Here is a 20,315-nt window from a genome sequence, read left to right as displayed (position 1 = left end):
ATTTAATAAATTCTAGAAAGAAATGGCTTGGATTCATCATTCTATTTACAGAACTGATACTATAAAAAATAGAAAAAAACCAAGGTTCATAGCAAAAAAGATCTTGTCAATTAATACAGACCACCTGCCCCGCTTTCAAGAGCTTTATTGACTTGTGGAGAAGTGGTTACTGCAGGAACACCTTCTTGAAAAGAATTCGTACCTCCAATGACTTGATATATATCAGCAGGACCAGTTCCTGGTTTAAATGCCTCTATAATAACATCTTGATCTCCTCTTTCTGCAAGCATTCCTGTTTTTCGATTAATGGGCATTAAAATCATATCTTTTGGCATCTTAAAGGGAACATCTGGCTTTCCTTTAAGAGCATCTTCCATAAATTCACCAAAAATAGGGGCTGCTAATGAACTTCCCGTTCCATTATATCCTAATGGAGCAGGTTGATCGTAACCAACAAAAACACCAACGACGAGATCGGGCGTAAATCCCATAAACCAGACATCTTTAGAATCATTGGTTGTTCCTGTTTTAGCCGCAATATGTCGATTAAGATAACGTAAACGCGCTGCAGTACCACGTTGAACAACCCCTTCCATCATCGAAGTAATCTGATAAGCTGTCATAGGATCAAGAACTTGATCTCTTTCATCAATTAATGTGGGCTCACGTTGATTATTCCATGTCTGAGCATTACAATGCTCACAAATCCGATCGTCATGACGATAAATTGTCTTCCCATAACGATCTTGAATTCGATCTATCAAAGAAGGGTTAATAGAGCGTCCCCCATTGGCAATAACAGAATAAGCTGTAACCATTCGTAATACGGTTGTCTCAGCAGCTCCTAAAGCCATGGGAAGATAAGGCTGTAGTTTATCGACTACACCAAAACGTTCTGCATATTCAGCAACAAGAGGCATTCCCATATCATTGGCAAGTCTTACGGTCATCAGATTACGAGAACGTTCAATACCATAACGTAATGTTGAAGGTCCTGCAAAAGTACCACCATAATTTTTAGGTTGCCAAACTTCACCATTATACTGGTGAACTTCGATGGGACCATCTAAAATAACCGATGCTGGCGTATATCCATTATCAAGTGCGGCTGCATAGACAAACGGCTTAAAAGCCGACCCCGGTTGACGATAAGCTTGTGTTGCTCGGTTAAACTCAGATGCTGCAAAAGAAAAGCCTCCTACCATCGCAAGAACGCGCCCTGTATGAGGCTCCATCGCAACGATGGCACCTTCAACCTTTGGAATTTGTTGTAAACGATAAATGTTATTTGTATTGGGTAGCTTTTCAACAAAAATGACATCTCCAACGTGCAGAACATCAGACAAGCTCTGAACAGTTCTTCGATAACCATTTTCCTTCACAACATGGAGTGCCCATTTTGAATCAGCTTCAGATAAAATAGCAATTTCACGTTTTTTTGAGAGCATCCCCGAAGCTTTGTGCTGTGGCTGTAAACCAATCTTTACTTTATTGGGACTAGCAGAAAGAACAACGGCTAAACGCCATTCAGGAACATCACTTAAGCCTGAGATATTCGCAAGCTCTTCCCCCCAATCACCTTTCTGATCAATATGCGCGTAAGCGCCACGCCATCCTTGCGAATGATCAAATTTAACTAATCCATTGTGCAAAGCTCGCCGAGCAATAAGTTGTAAACGCGGATCAAGCGTTGTACGGATGGATAACCCACCTTCATAAAGTGTTTTCGCTCCATAGCGATGCATTAAACGACGACGTACTTCTTCAGTAAAATAATCAGCCGCAAAAACATAGTTATCACTTCCTCGGATTGTCGCTCCTAAAGGCTTAGCTTTCGCTTTTTCACCTTGTTCACGCGTTACATACCCATTTGCAACCATCCGGTCTATAACCCAATTGCGCCGATCAATAGCGCGCTTTGTATTCTTAAATGGATCATAATTGGCTGGTCCTTTTGGAAGAGCCGCCAAATAAGCACATTCTTCTAGCGTTAGATCATTAACGGACTTATTAAAATAGGTCAAAGAAGCAGCGGCTACACCATAAGTACCTCGACCTAAGTAAATTTCATTGAGATAAAGTTCGAGAATATGATCTTTTGAGTAAGTTTTCTCAATACGCATTGCTAAAATAGCTTCCTTAAATTTACGCTCTAATGTTGTTTCTGAACTTAAAAGAAAGTTTTTAGCGACCTGTTGCGTTATGGTTGACGCTCCCTCTGGACGTCTTCCAGAACCAATATTACGAATATTATTGATCAAAGCCCGAGAAAGTCCTTCTGGATCTAAACCAAAATGATGATAAAAGTTTTTGTCTTCAGCCGAAATAAAGGCATCTTTAACAAGCTTTGGTATGGATTGGATCGGTAAATAGAGGCGATGTTTTGTTGCAAACTCTGCCATAAGACTTCCATCAGAAGCATGGACACGGGTCATTACCGGTGGCTCATAAAGTGAAAGAATTTCATAATCAGGAAGTGCATTTGCTCGACAACTGGTCATAACACCCCATGCTATTGCGCCACAAAGCCCAGTAGCAACAAAAAAACGAACAAGATATCTTAAAAAAATCATCATAAAAACAGCTATCGCTTTCTTAAGAACTGATCAAAGAAAAAATACGCTACCTCAACCACATTACGTAGATATCACCACAAGATTGAGATAAAGAAAAATTGTTTTCTATTTTATTTAGACTAGGATACACTGAAATCCTATACTGATTACTCTATTTTCTCACAAATTTAAAGAGGCTGTACCATTTTCTGCCGATAATCAGCAAATTGACGAATAGAATGAGCAATAGAGGCTGCCATTTGTTTTCTCCAATGAGGGTTGTTTAATAACTTTTCATCCTCTTTATTGGATAAATATCCTATCTCTATCAAGACAGAGGGTATATCTGAAGCTCTTAAAACTTGAAAATTAGCATAACGATGAGGGTTATTGATCAAGTGAATATGACTCTTTAGTAAACTTGAAATAACACTATTAGCAAAATTAACCGAAAACATATGCGTTTCACGCCGCGTAAGATCCATCAAAATATCTGTAACCTCAAGCGTTTCATCTGCTGGCAAGCCATCAAGCAAATCAACTTTATTTTCACTTTCAGCTAAAGATTTTGCAATCGCGTCAGAAGCTTTATCTGATATGGTATATACTGTGGCACCGCGAAGAGAATGCACATTAATTGTATCTGCATGAATGGATATAAAAAGATCAGCATCAAACTCTTGCGCTTTTTTAACTCTTTCACTTAATCTCAAAAAGGTATCAGAATCACGCGTTAAAGCAACACTAATATGAAAGTCCTTTTGTAATTCATCTCGTAATGCACGCGCAAAATCTAAGGTTACATCTTTTTCTAAGATCCCCGTTACACCCCGTGCACCACCATCAATACCACCGTGACCAGGGTCAAGAACAACACGAAAATTCTGGACTGGAAATAATGGCGTTTTTATATCAAAATTAGTTTTTTGTTGATTCTTTAATATCTCATCAAATTTTTCTTGTGTACTTTTACGAATATCAATCAGCAATTGCCATAAGCCATTATCTAATTTTTTTACGATAGTTTTTTCAACAATAAAACCCGTTTTACTTGTCAAAATAATGCGTGAAGTTCGTATATCAGAGACAGCATAACGCACATCTAATAGCATAACAGATAATTTATTCTGTTTTTTTAAAGGCGTATTTTGCATTGAAAAATCAACTGTCGGTAAATTAATAACTAAACGTGCAGGCCTATCCAAAATCTGCAAACGAACATTTGGCTTTGAATTGAAAACCGCAATAATACGTGTGTGAGCACTATCACCAATGGTTCGAAAATTGATAAGTCTTAAAGAATCCGCCGCTTGAACACTGGTTTGACATAGCAAAAATAATAATAAAAAGCATATGAATTGCGAAATAATATTCCAATAGGCTGTTTTCAAATTTTGGGTAAAAAACACTCTTATCATAAGAAAAATACTCTGCATTCTATTTATAATAATTTATTTTGGTTATATAAAACGATGAACCTATTTATTCTTTAATTTATAATAAATATTCACTCTCTTCATTATAAACAGCCCAAAACGAAATTTAAGGTAACAAAGATATTATCATGGTATATGATTTACATTGTTACTTGCCAAACGTATGATATCAACATAAAAGAAATATTTATGCTTCCTAGCTGATAATAGCCATCTAAATTATCTATAACGTATAGTAAGTTGTCTTCAGAAGGATTGTTGCATATTATGCGTTGAGACTTTGTTATGGATGAAAAAATTCTATGTTATAACATTAGGATTGCATCACTTAAGATTCGTTGGTTCGGTTCTCCGAACTGTTTTAAAGATTATTTACCGGAGACTTTTAAGAAATATGAGTCATACAAAACGGGTGGAGATAATGATGAGAAATGGTGTAAATGCACTCATGCATCTGCGCGTAGTATTCCATCCTGTTTTTCTGGTACCTCCCTTTTATGGCAGACCACCTTTTATGTTTACGAATGATTATACCATTCGTTTGAATAAAATTGTGCATGTCGCCTTCAGGATATTAACTTATGTCAAACAAAATGCTTATAGACGCCTCCCATCCGGAGGAAACGCGTGTTGTTGTTGTTCACGGCAACAAAATTGAAGAACTTGATTTTGAATCAGAACATAGAAAACAGCTCAAGGGGAATATTTATCTTGCACGTATCACGCGTGTGGAACCGTCTCTCCAAGCAGCTTTTGTTGAATACGGTGGAAATCGTCATGGTTTTTTGACATTTTCTGAAATTCATCCGGATTATTATCAAATTCCTATTGCTGATCGCCTTGCTCTCCTTGAAGAAGAAGAAAAAGCAGCTGTAGGAGAAAATTCTCCTGATTCTTTTACGGAAGAAGCCACTAAAAACAAAAAACGTTCCAGAAAAACAAAGAAAAAAGAAAAAAACAATATCTTAGCAGCGGATATTGAAAATGATGCCATATCCGAAGCAGCAGCAGTTGAGGATATAGAAGAAGCTGATATTTCTCATGATGAGATTGAAATGGTTGGTGCTGAGGACATCCGTGAAGAGCTCCCAACTTATCAAAGAAAACAAGGGCGTCAGTATAAAATTCAAGAAGTCATTAAACGACGTCAAATTTTGCTGGTGCAAGTTATCAAGGAAGAACGTGGTAATAAAGGTGCTGCACTTACAACCTATCTCTCTTTGGCGGGTCGTTATTCTGTTTTAATGCCCAACACAGCACGTGGCGGTGGCATTTCACGAAAAATTACCAATGTGCAAGACCGTAAGCGTCTTAAAGAAATCGTAAAAGAATTAGCCGTCCCCAAAGGTATGGGCGTTATTCTACGAACCGCTGGTGCCAATAGAACAAAAGCTGAAATTAAACGCGATTATGAATATCTTATGCGGTTATGGGATACCATTCGCAATTTGACGCTCGAATCAACAGCACCATGCCTTGTTCATGAAGAAAGCAATCTCATAAAGCGTTCTATACGAGATCTTTATAATAAGAATATTAGTGAAATTCTTGTCTCTGGAGACCAAGGATATCGTGAAGCGAAAGATTTTATGCGCATGCTCATGCCAAGTCATGCAAAAGTTGTGCAACCTTACCGCGATCCAACCCCCATTTTTGCAAGAAATAATATTGAAATTCAACTTGATAAAATGTTGCAACCACAAGTTTCTTTAAAATCTGGTGGTTATCTTGTTATTAATCAAACAGAAGCCCTTGTTGCTATTGACGTAAACTCTGGCCGCTCCACGAAAGAATTCTCTGTTGAAAAAACAGCCTTACAAACGAATCTTGAAGCTGCAGAAGAAGTTTCCCGTCAATTACGTTTACGTGACCTTGCCGGTTTAATTGTAATTGATTTTATCGACATGCTTGAAGAACGCAATGTGCGACTGGTCGAAAAAAAATTAAAAGATTGTTTAAAAAATGATCGTGCCCGTATTCAAGTCGGTCATATTTCACACTTTGGCCTATTAGAAATGAGTCGTCAACGTATTCGCATATCGGTTTTAGAAAGTACAACACAGCCCTGCCCCCATTGCGCGGGAACAGGAAATATACGTTCTGAATCATCAATTGCTTTACATGTCATGCGCTCAATTGAAGAATATCTTCTTCACAATTCGCAATATAATATTATCGTACGTACACCCGTAGCAACAGCGCTTTATGTATTAAACCATAAGCGTAATATTCTTGTTAATTTAGAAACTCGCTTTAAACTTAATATTAGTATTGAAGCAGATGATAGCATTGGAACACAACATCTTGTTATTTCTAAAGGTACAATAGCACAGAGCATGTCTCATTCTTCATTGGAAGATGATAGTAAGCAAGAAATTGAAGAGGCTATTTTCATAAAGAGTAAATCTATTGAAAATTCCTCTTCCATTGAAGCAAACCAAAAGCGCCAGCGCAAAAATCATCAAAATGAAGTTATTGATCATTCTCTCTCCATCGTTCATAAAAAAGAAGATATGTTGAGTAATGATTCTTATCGTCGAGGACGCCGTCGAGGGCGTCGAGGTGGTCGACGTCATCAAGATAATAGCTCTCATCAGATTCGCATTCTTTACGCAGAACCAGTGGGAGATTTTGCTAAACAGGCTTTAGCAGAAATTAAAGCAGAACATCGCAAACGTCGTGTTCCACCTTCTCAACTTGAAGAAACAAAAAATGATACACAAACTCTCCATGTACAACAACAAGATGAAACGGAAAAAGTTGATAAAAGTGTAAAACCTAAAAAACGTAAAACACGTTCTTCAAAAGCAGTAGAAAGTCAACTTTCTATAGAGAATGAGCAAGATGCTGCCGAACAAAAATCTCTTGAAGAAAATTCTAAAACTCGTTTAGTCGGTAAAACTAAAACAAAAAAAGAAGGTAAATCTATTGAGGTAGAGGATAAAATTCCTGAAAACAGTAAAAAATCAACATGTAAAACACGCAAAAAATCACCCTCTAAAGAGACAACACAAAAAACTTTAGAGAAAGAAAATATAATGAAAACGAAAAAAGCTGTCGAATCCTCTCCTTCCCCAATTGAAGAAGTAATCAACCAACCCGTTGTTATCTCATCAACGCCTAATGATGTTCCCAAAACTGAGCGTGTTGGTTGGTGGAAACGTAAAACTCTTACAAAAGATTAAAAATAAAAAACGCCACAGGAAACTGTGGCGGTTTAAATAAGAAATTATAGAAAAATTCAATTAATTCTATGGCGTCGTGTGTATCACTTTTGTTTTGCTTTTTCCTGCTCAGCCTGCATACGCTCTTCAATTTCTTTTTGTTTTGATTGAATGGCTTGCTGTAGCTTTATTTGCTCTTGTTGAAAATCTTTTTCTTCCATCCCAGGACCGGTATATGCAGCTGTAAATCCATTAAGAGAAAATTCAATAGGATTAGCTGAACCACGGAAATTAACAGTGGTTACAACCATTTTTGTACCACTTTTCATAGCTGCGATAAGCTTATCATCTAAGACATCATTGGCAATACAACTCGGTCCATTACAAATGATATAAGGAATTTTTTTAGAGAAATCATCACCAATTTTAATGAGAACACCTTCTGGCAAAAAACGACCTGTAGGCACTTGAATACCTATACGCTTTTCATTTTGTTTCCCTTTTATTTCAACAATATTAAAAGCCGTTAAAGGTTGTCCCGTATTCGATAATACCGTATTCATTGTATTACAAATATCAACATCATGCTGCTTGCTGCAAACTTTGTACCAACCTTGCGATAAAGTTTGTGCATTTGCAGAAACACCAGCTATAAGAAAAAGGGCAGCGGCTCCAACTAATGCTGAAACAGCAGAATAAACATTTTTATGCGACATGATTAAGTTAATCCTTTCAATGCGCTTTTAAGTAATTTTAAAAAAATATTAAATATAATTCCAACTTAAATTTATTAAATTATAATGAAATGATAATTAATTTTATTATTTTTACTTTAATATAAAAAAAAAAGTCAAATTTAGAGAAAAAACTACGATGAGCATTTTAATTTACATACCGATATAGCATTCCCCTATGATCACACTCGTGTTTGACGCAATCTATCCATAAAACACTTCTGTACATTGGCGCTAAGATTACACAAACGAATCAATATTGCAATACTAATTACAATAAAGTCTTATACTAGTTTAAAAATCTTACGAATTTAAATTTCTTACACTTCATGTGAGGCTACAAAGCTTTAGCAACGAATATTGTAGTGCATGAAACTCCAAAATATCATATGAAAACCACGTTTTTATATGTCCTTTGTATGAAATAAAAAGGATAAAGTTAAATTATAAGGACATTTACAAACTAAACTCATTCCTAACCTACAGTTTTTGAAAAATTGTAAGAAATTTTTCTGTAGGTCCTTTTTATCCTTGGTTTATGAAACAATGATCGTATGCTTTTGTCATAAAACTTGTATATTTTGTAGCTTTTGGCTAAAAAAATTGAGTTTTAAAATACACTACTAAGAAATTATTTTTCTTATTTCTCGGACAGAAAACCTATAACTGTCGAAAATATTTTTATAATAAACTTTCTTTAAAAGAGAATAATATATTAATTAAAAGAAGTTAGTATTTTTCATATTGAAAATTACGCATTGTCTCACGCTTTTGTTTATCGCGCTTACTTTTACGAAGTCATAGCCCTCATAAAAAACAGAGCACCATTGTATAGTTATACGCTTTTTTTCAACACATTTCTTAAGGTACCTAAAACCATTTCACGATGGCGCCTGTAAAAAGGAAAGTATTTCTTCCTTATTGGTAATTTTTCTCCCTTGACTGATATGATACAATGATAAAGTTATTGAATATCCCCATCTTTACGCTTATGAAAGAGTCATCTGATGCTATCACAGCTTTGCCTGCGTTCAACGCTGTGTGGCGACAGCTTTTGGCACTTGAAGCGATTCATAAGAGCAAATTTTATTCCTTTCTTGTGCAGTTGTTTCCACACGGCTCTTCTTTCCTAGTAATGTACCAACGAATGGTTTTGATTAATTCAACGTAAATAGGTTTGGAATAAGAGCAGCTTACATTATATTCTTATTTAAGAAAAATAATTAATTATTATAAGTCAATATTTTATATAAATTCTAATAGAATAAACCTCTCTTTGTATTAAAACAATCAAATCTATTCACTTTCCCCATCACAAACGATGTTGGTTGTATAAAATAAAAAATCGTTGAACAATGGAATAAAGGCCCCCCCTTATAAAATAATTTAACGTGTCCAATGTTGTTGTACAACAGTGAGGAATAACAATTGTATGATCATGCCACCGTTATACCTTTATTAAACAAAAATGATAATAATAGATTTTATACACTTCATCGAAAATTTTACGTTGTACCCTTCACAGACACTATCATAAAATAAGCTTAGGTATACTGAGAAATATGAGCATTCGTGTTGAAATAAGAACTGTTAATGATAAGTAGATCAAACGCATTTTTTAATGTTTGAATATGATATGACCATAGAAAAATTTAAAAACTTTTCTTTCTTCATAAAATGAATAATAAACTGTCAATGTTTCAGTTCTTCGAAGTTTAAAAGAATTCTAATTTTTCTGAGATCATTAATCCCACTATAAATATAATAATAATAGCGGAACTCTATACATATTTAGATGCTGGTTTAATTGCATTAATTCGTAACTTGAACAATGCTCTTAATTTCTCGAGTTACTGCTTTAAATTTCCTGAATAAACCTATGCTTATATAGTTATAACATTCAATATGTTATTGCACCACCGTACGAATATCATCTTTCAACTCTATAACGTGAATAAAATATCATTCTGGTCCCTATATAAAATGACTACGATCTATGATTAACAACCCTTATCGTATTAATAAATAATATTTAAAATACGAAATATATTTATCATATGAAAAGAAAAATACATAAACACAAAAATATTCATGCATAACAACAAAATAGCTGATATTATTTTTGACTTTTTTTTACAAAATACTTCAAATGCATTACTTATGAAAAATAAATGCCTTTCTATTATATATATTCCTCTAATTAAACCATTATTCAACATAAGATCCCGTGCGATTTATAATATTCTTTCTCTTTTCTGAAAGCATTATATTATGTATTTCTCTAATAGTTCTGCAAAATAAAGGAGCGCTTTTTAATAAAGAAGCGCTTTTTACATCTGGAGAGTTAACTTTTATCATATTACTTATATGATTTATTACCCTTTTTTCGAACTCAGAGATACTAACCATCATCATTTCTTCAAGATGTTTGATTAATTCAGGATCTATTGAATTAATTGCATCCTTCGCCCAACTAAAGTCTTCTTGTTTCCAACCAAAATCTCTCTGTAATACCCCCCCTACATCACTGTGCAACATACTCTCTTTAATTTTGCAAGCAAAAATATACATGAGCTTCTCCCTAATTATTTTATCAAGATCTCTATCGCTCAAAATCTCTATATCCTCTGCATCACCACCCAATCCCAAATCATAAGCTGGTTGAGATTTCAGATATTCTTTTGCTTTAATTAATTTATTTTCATACTCCCCTATCTCATACTCTTTTGCTTTATGCGTTTTATATACCAAATCCTCTTTTTCGTTTACTAAATCGTACAATTCAAGACTTAACTGAAGTCCTTCCTTAATGAGATCCTCTCGCTCTTGCATAAGCTTATCATGCTCTATATTATGAATGCGTACTTGCGAAAGCATTAAATCAGGAAATTTATTTTCAATAAACTTTCTCCTCGCTTCAATAGCTTGCAGTCTTTCTTTAAGACGTTTATATTTTTCATCAAGCGTTAAATTAGAAAGCGATAATTCTGTTAAGTTAAACTTGGCGTGAGCATTGTTTACGTCATGGATTAAAGTGAGTAACAAAAAAACTATTGTTAGTAATCTTTGTAATGGAGAAAGCATGTTATCTTAACCCTAAATTTTTCTTTCTAGAAAACTTATAAAAAACACTTATAAGTAAGTGTTCACCGCAGTTATACATCCTAGCGTATTTTCTCAATTGTATCAATACGTGCTATAACAAAAGAACAATAAATACATATGTAAAGGATTCTTTTATTGTAAACTTAATTTTTTTTCTTACAAAAAACCAATAAGTGTTTATTTTTATAAAATAATTTTATAAAAATTAAGGAGTAATTTTGAAAAGTAGAGAAACTTCTTTAAAAAGAATGCTGTTCTGTCATTTCTACAAGCTGTGTCATAATCGTTGCTGCTCCAATAAGTCTTTCATCGACTTTAGCCCAATCCCGAATAAGAGCAATCGTTTGATCTGGACGAATTTTTGCCATTGAACCTTGTTTTCCCACCCACTGAACAAGAGCAACACTATTGACAAAATAGTTATTGCGAAATTGTAGGACAATACCCTTTGGTCCAGCATCTAATTTTTCTACATTTGCTTTTCGACACAATGTTTTGATATGAAAGACTTTTAGAATGTGGTGAACTTCAAGGGGTAAAGGACCAAAACGATCGATTAACTCCGCTGCAAATTCATCAATCTGTTCTAAATTCTCGAATTCTGTCAAGCGTCGGTAAAGCCCCATCCGTAATGATAAATCAGGTACAAAACTTTCTGGTATCATCACAGTTATGCCAAGTGAAATTTGAGGCGACCATTGCTTATCCTCACTGAGCTCTCCATCTTTTAATTCAGCAACAGCTTCTTCAAGCATTTTCTGATAGAGTTCAAATCCAACTTCTTTGATATGTCCTGATTGTTCTTCACCTAAAAAATTGCCTGAACCACGAATATCCATATCGTGACTTGCCAATTGAAAGCCTGCCCCCAATGTATCAAGAGATTGTAAAACTTTAAGACGACGATCAGCCGCAGGCGTTAAAACTTTACCAGATGGAAATGTAAAGAGTGCATAAGCACGTTGTTTGGAGCGTCCTACCCTCCCGCGTAACTGATAGAGTGCAGAAAGACCAAACATTTCAGCACGATGCACAATTAACGTATTGGCTGTTGGAATATCAAGACCAGATTCAATAATGGTTGTCGATATCAAAACATCGTATTGCCCATCATAAAATGCATTCATAATATCATCAAGTTTCCCAGCCGGCATTTGTCCATGTGCTATAACGAACTTGAGCTCTGGAACATGGGTTTTAAGATATTCTTCGACAAAAGCCAGATCAGAAATACGAGGACAAACATAAAAACTTTGTCCACCACGATAATATTCTCGAAGCAATGTTTCGCGTATAACAAGTGCGTCAAATGGTGAAATAAAAGTACGAACCGCCATTCTATCAATGGGTGGAGTGGTGATTAATGAAAGTTCGCGTACCCCTGATAATGCCAACCCCAAAGTCCGTGGTATAGGGGTTGCTGAAAGTGTCAGAACATGAATATCACTTTTAAGCTCTTTTAAACGCTCTTTGTGTTTTACCCCAAAATGTTGTTCCTCATCAATGATAAGAAGGCCTAACCGTAAAAAATTGACTGCACCACTTAAGAGTGCATGGGTTCCAATGACAATATCAACTGTACCATCTGAAAGACCTTTTTTAACTTGTACAAGTTCTTTCGCTTTTACAAGCCTTGAAGCATGACCAATTTTAACCGGCAATCCTTGAAAACGCGAAACAAACGTCTTGTAATGTTGACGTGAAAGTAAAGTGGTCGGTACAACAACAGCCACTTGATAACCATTTAATGCTGCAACGAAAGCACTGCGAATAGCCACTTCGGTTTTTCCAAAACCAACATCACCGCATATCAAGCGATCCATCGGCTTACCTGAGGCTAAATCATCTAATACAGCATCAATGGCATTCATTTGATCTTCTGTCTCTTCATAGGGAAAACAAGCAACAAACTCATCAAATGGTCCAACTGGTGGAAGTAAAGCAGGTGCAGCACGTGTTGTCCGCTCTGCAGCTATACGGATTAATTGCCCTGCCATTTCCAATAAATGTTTTTTAAGCCGAGCTTTACGTGCTTGCCAAGCAACACCTCCTAATTTATCTAAATTTACCTCTGTTCCTTCTGAGCCATAACGTGAGAGAAGCTCAATATTTTCAACAGGTAAAAAAAGTAAATCACCTCCAGCATATTTTATTTCAAGACAATCTCGCAAAATTCCAGTGGTGGTAATGGTTTTTAGACCAACAAATTGGCCAATACCATGATCGATATGCACAACAAGATCACCAGAATTTAAAGCAGAAATCTCAGAAATAAAATTTGTATTGCTCTTACGCCGCTTTGGTGATCTTATGAAGCGATCCCCAAGGATATCTTGCTCTGCTATAATAGCTAAATCTTCAGCCTCAAAACCATGCTCTATCATGATAACAGCAGCTAATATGCGATCTCGTGGAGTTGCTTTGACAGTTTGCAAGGATTTTACAACATCTATTTTTTTCAATCCATGCTCATCAAGAACTTGTAGCAAACGATTGAGAGATCCTTCACTCCAACACGCTAAAAGCACTTTTTTGCCAGCAGCGCGTAAAGAGGCAATGTGATCAATAACACTTGAAAAAACATTTTTTTCCTGCGCATTACGCTCTTTTACAAAATCATACCCCTGTTTAACTTGTGCGTGAATAACTGTTTGCTCCAAACTTTGTGGAATATTAAAAGGTGAAAAATCAATTCGCTGTGAAGATTGTTGCACACATTCCAAAACACGCTCTGGCGTTAAATAGAGAAGATTAGGGTCTATCGGATGATAAGACGTCGTATTTTCTGTATCATTTTCACGCTCTTTACGCGCACTGTAATAATCTTCAATAAGACGATAACGCTCAACGAAAACGTCTTCTATAAGATGGTCAAAAACAAGGGGTACGTCGCCACAATGCTCAAAAAAACTATCAAGTTTTTCATAAAAAAATGGAAGCCAATGTTCCATACCAGCAAAACGCCGTCCTTGAGCAATCGCTTCATAAAGCATGTTATTTTTTTGTGATACACCAAATGTACGCGTATAATTGCTTTTAAAACGGCTGATGTGTTCAACTGTCAAAACAACTTCGCTCATTGTCTGTAATAAAAGTTCAGTTTTTTGGCGTGTTGTTCTTTGACTTTCTGGATCAAATACGCGGATGCTCTCTAGGGTATCTCCAAAAAAATCAAGACGTAAAGGTTCAATATCCATAGGAGAAAAAATATCAAGTATTCCTCCCCTTACAGCAAATTCACCAACATCACGGACAACCGTAACGCGTTCAAAGCCATTGGTTTCTAGGAATTGAATGAAATGCCCCATGTTATGGCACTGGCCTACATGTGCGTGAATAAGCTGAGATTCTATCACTTCACGGGGAGGCAACTTTTGCATAATTGCATTAGCTGTTGTTAATATAATTGCAGGATGTGGATTTTGACGTAAATTGGCTATATGTGCCAGTGCCGATAATCGACGTGCCATAATAGCAATTCCTGGTGATACGCGATCATAAGGCAAACAATCCCATGCAGGAAATTGAAATACCGGCAAATTGGGTTCAATAAAATTTAAAACTTGTTGTAAATAAGCAATTTTTGTTCCATCTCGGACAACATAGATGAGGGGTTTACCTTGTGCAATTTCTGAACTTAATTGTGCAAGAGCAAAAGCTTCAAATCCATCTGTAACGCCATCAAAAATCATAGGAACAGAACTATTGGGGGGAATGACATTTTTTTTAAATATAGGCATAAAAATCAATAATTTAAGCGAGTACGATAATTGGCAATATCACGGAAAAGTGGACTATCAACTTCAGAAGGTGGTGCAATTTCTCCGGTAATCCATGTGAGTAAGTCACGATCATCAAAAGACATAATATATTCAAGTTCACAGAGTGTTTTATCATTCATCTCAATGATATGAGAATCAACATAATGTCCAAAAATGAGATCCATTTCACGAATACCACGATGCCATGCACGAAAAACCAACCGACGACGACGCACATCCAGTTGATTTTTGTCAACGACACAAACTGTCATAAAAAGTCTCCTTGAATAAATTAATATAAACCATTCAATATATAAGTATTAAAATTTATATCTTTCCTTTAAGGAAGTTCAATAATCTTTTGTTCTTTAAGTGTAATTCTACGATGCATTTGCTTTGCCAAAGCATAATTATGTGTTGCAATAAGAGCAGAAAGGCCAGATTGACGAACAAGAACAGATAAAGCTTGAAAGACATAAGCTGAAGTTACGGGATCAAGATTCCCTGTAGGTTCATCCGCCAGAAGAACTGATGGTCCATTGGCTACAGCACGTGCGATAGCAACACGTTGTTGCTCTCCTCCCGATAACTCTGAAGGACGATGGTGTGCTCGATGAGAAACACGCAGATACGTCAATAATTTACGCGCGCGATCTTCTGCTATGGTTTTTTTTAATCCTGCTATCATCTGTGGTATCATAACATTTTCTAAAGCCGTAAACTCTGGAAGTAAATGATGAAATTGATAAACAAAACCAATATCATTTCGTCTGATAGCTGTTCGCTCACGATCAGAGCGCTTTGCACAAGAAACACCCCGTAACATCACATCACCAGCGGTTGGTTTTTCTAATAAGCCTGCAATATGAAGAAGCGTTGATTTTCCAGCACCAGAGGGTGCGACAAGTGCAACCAGCTCTCCACGATTAAGAATAAAATTCGCTTTATCTAAAACAATAAGCGGCTTATCACTCTCAAAAAAGTGTCTTTCAATCTCTACAAGCTCTAAAATTGCTGTCATTATTCATACCTCAAGGCTTGTACAGGATCTAGCTTAGCAGCACGCCATGCCGGAATGAGAGCAGCAAGAAATGACAAGAATAGAGCCATCATAGCAACCAAGACAGTTTGTTTCCACTCAATTTGTGCAGGCAGTTTTGTTAAAAAATAAAGTTGAGGATTAAACACGTCGACATTAAATAACCAAGATATAAAGTCTTGAATATGATTAATATTCAAGGTCGCAATAATACCCAAAATTAACCCCAATATTGTTCCAATAAAACCAATCATCATTCCTGTAATAATAAATATACGCAAAATCCCACTTTGTTGGACACCCATTGTACGTAAAATTGCAATATCATGGCTTTTATCTTTTACAAGCATAATGAGCCCTGAAATAATATTTAAAGCAGCAACAAGAACAATCAGAGAAAGAATGAAAAACATAACATTCCGTTCAATCTGTAAGGCTGAAAAAAAAGCCTGATTGCGTGTACGCCAATCAATTAAATAGATCTGTTGATCAATGGCTTTTTCTACAACAGGTTTTATTTGATCAACAGCATCAGGATCATTTAAAAAGAGCTCTAAAGACTGGACCTTATCGCCCAAATTAAAAAACATTTGTGCTTCATGAAGAGGCATAAAAACGAATATTGAATCATACTCAGACATACCAACTTCAAAGATCGCAGTGACTTTATAAGCTTTCACACGCGGTGTGACACCAAAAGGGGTTTCATCACCATTAGGGGAAATGATACGAAGATCTCTCCCAACGGTAAGTCCCAATTTTTCTGCTAAGCCACTTCCAATTGCAACACCTTCTTCTTGATCAAACCGAGAAATTGATCCTAATTTAATGTTTTGAGAGACTGTTTTAAGTTTTTCTAAATCTTGTTTGCGCATCCCGCGAACTAATGCACCAGAACCACCTTGAACTTCACCTTGAACAAGCGCTTGACCTTCAATAACAGGCAAAGCAAATTTCACACCATTTGTCGCTTCTAAAGAAGAAATAAGACTCTTATAATCATCAAAACCAGAATCAACTGTTTGGACAATAAGGTGCCCATTCATACCAAGAATACGATTAAGAAGTTCTGTACGAAAGCCGTTCATCACTGCCATAACAACAACCAGAGCGAAGACCCCCAACATAATCCCAATGAGAGAAATAATTGAAATAACAGATGCAACAGCATGCTTTTTATTGGGAATCATATAGCGAATAGCAATCATCCACTCATAAGATGAAAACCATTTATTTTTCAGCCTCTTCATAACATTTCCTATTAAATTATAGAAAGTTGGCTGATGACATCTTCAACCTTTAGAGATTTTTTTGCACCTGTTTTTCGATCTTTAATTTCAACTTCATTTTGTGCAATGCTGTTGGGACCAATAATAATTTGAGTTGGCAAACCAATCAAATCCATTGTTGCAAATTTTGATCCAGGGCGTTCATTTCTATCATCTAATAATGGATCAAAACCGACATCTTTTAATCCCTTATAGAGAAACTCACACGCCTTTGTACATTTTTCATCATCGGGTTTCATATTGATAATGCCAAAATCAAACGGTGCCATTGATTTTGGCCAAATAATTCCTTTTTCATCATGAGAAGCCTCAATAGCGGCTGCCACAAGACGTGAAGGTCCAATACCATAAGATCCCATAGAGACCACATGCTCTTTTCCATCTTGTCCCATAACTTTTGCCTCCATAGGAGCAGAATATTTCGTCCCGAAGTGGAAAATATGCCCAACCTCAATACCACGCGCTGAAAGACGATTTCCTTCAGAAACTTTAGCCCACTCTTCCTCATTATGCATTTCTTCTGTCGCTGCATAAAAAGATGTCCACTGTTTAACAGTATCACCTAAAATAGTTTTATCACTAAAATCGATTGAACTATCGGGAACGCTAAGTTCAAGAAATTGTCTATCACAGAAGATAGCACTCTCTCCCGTTTCAGCCAAAATGATAAACTCATGACTAAGTTCCCCCCCTATTGGACCTGTATCAGCACGCATAGGAATTGCTTTTAAACCAAGGCGAGAAAAAGTGCGTAAATAAGCAACAAACATACGATTATAGGATGTTTTAGAACCTTCATAATCAAGATCAAAAGAATAAGCATCTTTCATTAAAAATTCTCGTGCCCGCATCACACCAAAACGTGGGCGAATTTCATCACGAAATTTCCATTGAATATGGTACAAATTAAGCGGAAGATCTTTATAAGAACGAACATAGGAGCGAAAAATATCTGTCACCATCTCTTCATTGGTCGGACCATAAAGTAAATCACGCTTTTGACGATCTTTAATGCGGAGCATTTCCAAACCATAATCATCATACCGACCGCTTTCACGCCAAAGATCAGCGGATTGAATTGTCGGCATCAATATTTCTATTGCACCAGCACGCTCTTGCTCTTCACGAATAATTTTACAAACTTTATCAAGCACTTTTTTTCCCAAAGGAAGCCAAGAATAAATTCCTGATGTTTGTTGTCGAATCATCCCAGCACGCAACATAAAGCGATGAGAAACAATTTCTGCTTCTTTAGGATTCTCTTTTAAAAGTGGAAGGAAATATTGAGAAAGACGCATTGAAATAATTAACTCCTACTCAGATCTATCATATTGAAATAATTTAACATACCCTCTATTCATCTATAACTGCAATCTGAATACTTGCAAATATAACGATCTTATTGTTTAAAAATTTGTTGTGCTTTATTCTCTATTTTTCTTAATTAAGCAGTAAAATAAAAATGCTCTTCTCTTTTTAAATAATGTAATCTGGAAATGCTTTATTTTGACTGATGTAAAAAAACCGTGCAGAGAGGTTTTTTTTGCCAAATTTCATAAACAGCCGCTCTCACAGCACGTCGTGTTGCCTCTCGAATAACTTCATTATTTTTTCGTTTCATGCGTGGGATGTTATAAACGGTATTTTCCACAATATCTAAAAGAATATCTTTCAATTTTTCCCCCTCTTCATTCCTTTCAGGTAATCCCAATATGCTGAAACCGATATCATCTAATAATTCATGCTTGCTATTCATATGGAGAGAAACAACAACATGACCAGCGTAACTTAACTTTCTACGTTCACGAATTCCTAGCTCATACTCATCTCCAAGAAGACAGCCATCCTTATAAATACGCCCAACAGGTATTTGGTCAATAACTTCTACAGGTGTTGGTGCAAGACGCAGCATATGACCATTTCTGATATCCCTAACAATTTTAATCCCTGCTTGACGCGCTAAAGCCGCTTGAGCCGTAAGATGTATTGCCTCACCATGTACAGGCACAAGTATCTGCGGTTTTATCCAATCATACATCTGTAAAAGTTCTGAACGACGGGGATGACCTGAAACATGAACCAGTGCATCTTCATTCGTAATAACTTTAATACCCAAATCGATGAAACGATTTTGTATCTCAAGAATTGCTTTTTCGTTTCCTGGAATGCTTCGTGATGAATAAATAACAGTATCACCAGCAGAAAGCGCAAGATTCCTCATCCCCTCACGTGACAGTTTAGCCAAAGCAGCATGTGGCTCACCTTGGCTCCCTGTGACAATTAAAACAAGTTCTTTTCGTGGAATATAACCATAATCATCCTCCGTTACAAACGGTGCTAACCCATCCATATAACCAAGCTCTTGTGCAACCATAATCGTTCTCTTAAGGGAACGCCCAATAACAAGAACCTTACGCCCAACAGCTTCAGCGGCAAGAGCAATAGAACGTATTCGACCGATATTAGAAGCAAAAGTTGCTATTGCAACACGCCCTTCAGCTTTTGAAATAATCTCAGAAAGACTGTTTTGAACCTGCTGCTCTGATGGAGATATACCATCCCGACACGCATTTGTGGAATCACAAAGCAACGCTAACACACCTTTATTACCTAAAGCTCGAAATCTTTTTTCATTCGTTATAGCCCCGAGCGAAGGAGTATGATCAATTTTCCAATCACCGGTATGAACGACAGTCCCCAAAGATGTTGTAATGGCTAAAGATACAGACTCTGGTATTGAATGGTTAACAGCAATAGCCTCTATAGCAAAGGGTCCAACCTGTAAACAGTCTCCTGCTTGAAAAATATTGCATGCCATTTTATAAGATATAAAATCGGATTGCCTTTTACTTTCCAATAACCCTGCCGTAAAAGCTGTACAGTAAAGGGGAACTTGTAATTTTGGCCATAAATCAAGAACAGCCCCATAATGATCTTCATGTGCATGTGTTAAAACAAGACCCCGTATATTATGTTTTTCACTTTCTAGAAAACGAATATCCGGAAGAATAAGATCGAACTCCTGGTAACTCAGAACCCGCAAAACTAACGCCCATATCAACCAGCAACCATTCGCGAAGATTTTGGGAGCCAAATCCATAAGCAGCCAAATTCATCCCTATCTCACCGACTCCTCCCAAGGGGACAAAAACAAATTCATTCTCACTGGCTGCAATCATATAATAGCTCCTCAATGATTTAAGATAATCTGATCGTGTAATAAACTTTTATA

The 20,315-nt window shown here is 36.2% G+C and carries 10 protein-coding genes and 1 pseudogene; 1 reads left to right on the top strand and 10 read right to left on the bottom strand.

Annotated elements, in window-relative coordinates:
* Nucleotides 1-110: 110 nt before the first annotated feature.
* Both AC6ER9_RS07945 and AC6ER9_RS07940 read right to left on the bottom strand, forming a co-directional pair.
* A complete protein-coding gene (locus AC6ER9_RS07945; protein WP_497074199.1) occupies nt 111-2,576 on the bottom strand; it encodes a penicillin-binding protein 1A in 2,466 nt (821 codons plus the stop codon).
* 167 nt (nt 2,577-2,743) lie between these two features.
* Entirely contained in the window at nt 2,744-3,973 is a 1,230-nt protein-coding gene (locus AC6ER9_RS07940; protein WP_497074198.1) for an N-acetylmuramoyl-L-alanine amidase family protein, read from the bottom strand.
* Between the two features lie 599 nt (nt 3,974-4,572).
* Here AC6ER9_RS07940 and AC6ER9_RS07935 point away from each other — a divergent pair.
* Entirely contained in the window at nt 4,573-7,176 is a 2,604-nt protein-coding gene (locus tag AC6ER9_RS07935; RefSeq protein WP_497074197.1) for an Rne/Rng family ribonuclease, read from the top strand.
* Nucleotides 7,177-7,259: 83 nt separating this feature from the next.
* Here AC6ER9_RS07935 and AC6ER9_RS07930 read toward each other — a convergent pair whose 3' ends face one another.
* From AC6ER9_RS07930 to AC6ER9_RS07895, 8 genes and pseudogenes are all read right to left on the bottom strand, one after another.
* Nucleotides 7,260-7,871 (bottom strand): invasion associated locus B family protein, encoded by a 612-nt coding sequence (locus AC6ER9_RS07930; protein WP_497074196.1) that lies wholly within the window; start codon nt 7,869-7,871, stop codon nt 7,260-7,262.
* Nucleotides 7,872-10,097: 2,226 nt separating this feature from the next.
* Entirely contained in the window at nt 10,098-10,973 is an 876-nt protein-coding gene (locus AC6ER9_RS07925) for a hypothetical protein (RefSeq protein ID WP_497074195.1), read from the bottom strand.
* A gap of 260 nt (nt 10,974-11,233) precedes the next feature.
* On the bottom strand, nt 11,234-14,734 hold the full coding sequence (mfd, locus tag AC6ER9_RS07920; protein ID WP_497074194.1) for a transcription-repair coupling factor: 3,501 nt from the start codon (nt 14,732-14,734) through the stop codon (nt 11,234-11,236).
* A 5-nt stretch (nt 14,735-14,739) separates the two neighbouring features.
* Nucleotides 14,740-15,027 (bottom strand): FAD assembly factor SdhE, encoded by a 288-nt coding sequence (locus AC6ER9_RS07915; protein WP_497074193.1) that lies wholly within the window; start codon nt 15,025-15,027, stop codon nt 14,740-14,742.
* 68 nt (nt 15,028-15,095) lie between these two features.
* Nucleotides 15,096-15,776, bottom strand: coding sequence for an ABC transporter ATP-binding protein (locus AC6ER9_RS07910; RefSeq protein ID WP_497074192.1), 681 nt, complete (start codon nt 15,774-15,776; stop codon nt 15,096-15,098).
* A complete protein-coding gene (locus tag AC6ER9_RS07905) occupies nt 15,776-17,044 on the bottom strand; it encodes a lipoprotein-releasing ABC transporter permease subunit (RefSeq protein ID WP_497074191.1) in 1,269 nt (422 codons plus the stop codon). Before AC6ER9_RS07905 ends, AC6ER9_RS07910 begins: the two co-directional genes overlap by 1 nt.
* 11 nt (nt 17,045-17,055) lie before the next feature.
* A complete protein-coding gene (proS, locus tag AC6ER9_RS07900) occupies nt 17,056-18,381 on the bottom strand; it encodes a proline--tRNA ligase (RefSeq protein ID WP_497074190.1) in 1,326 nt (441 codons plus the stop codon).
* A 203-nt stretch (nt 18,382-18,584) separates the two neighbouring features.
* Nucleotides 18,585-20,262 (bottom strand): annotated as a pseudogene (locus tag AC6ER9_RS07895) (ribonuclease J).
* Between the last annotated feature and the right edge of the window lie 53 nt (nt 20,263-20,315).

Source organism: Bartonella sp. SL317, assembly GCF_059687655.1.
Note: the sequence above shows the minus strand (reverse complement) of the source record. Positions and strands in the feature narration are given on the sequence as shown.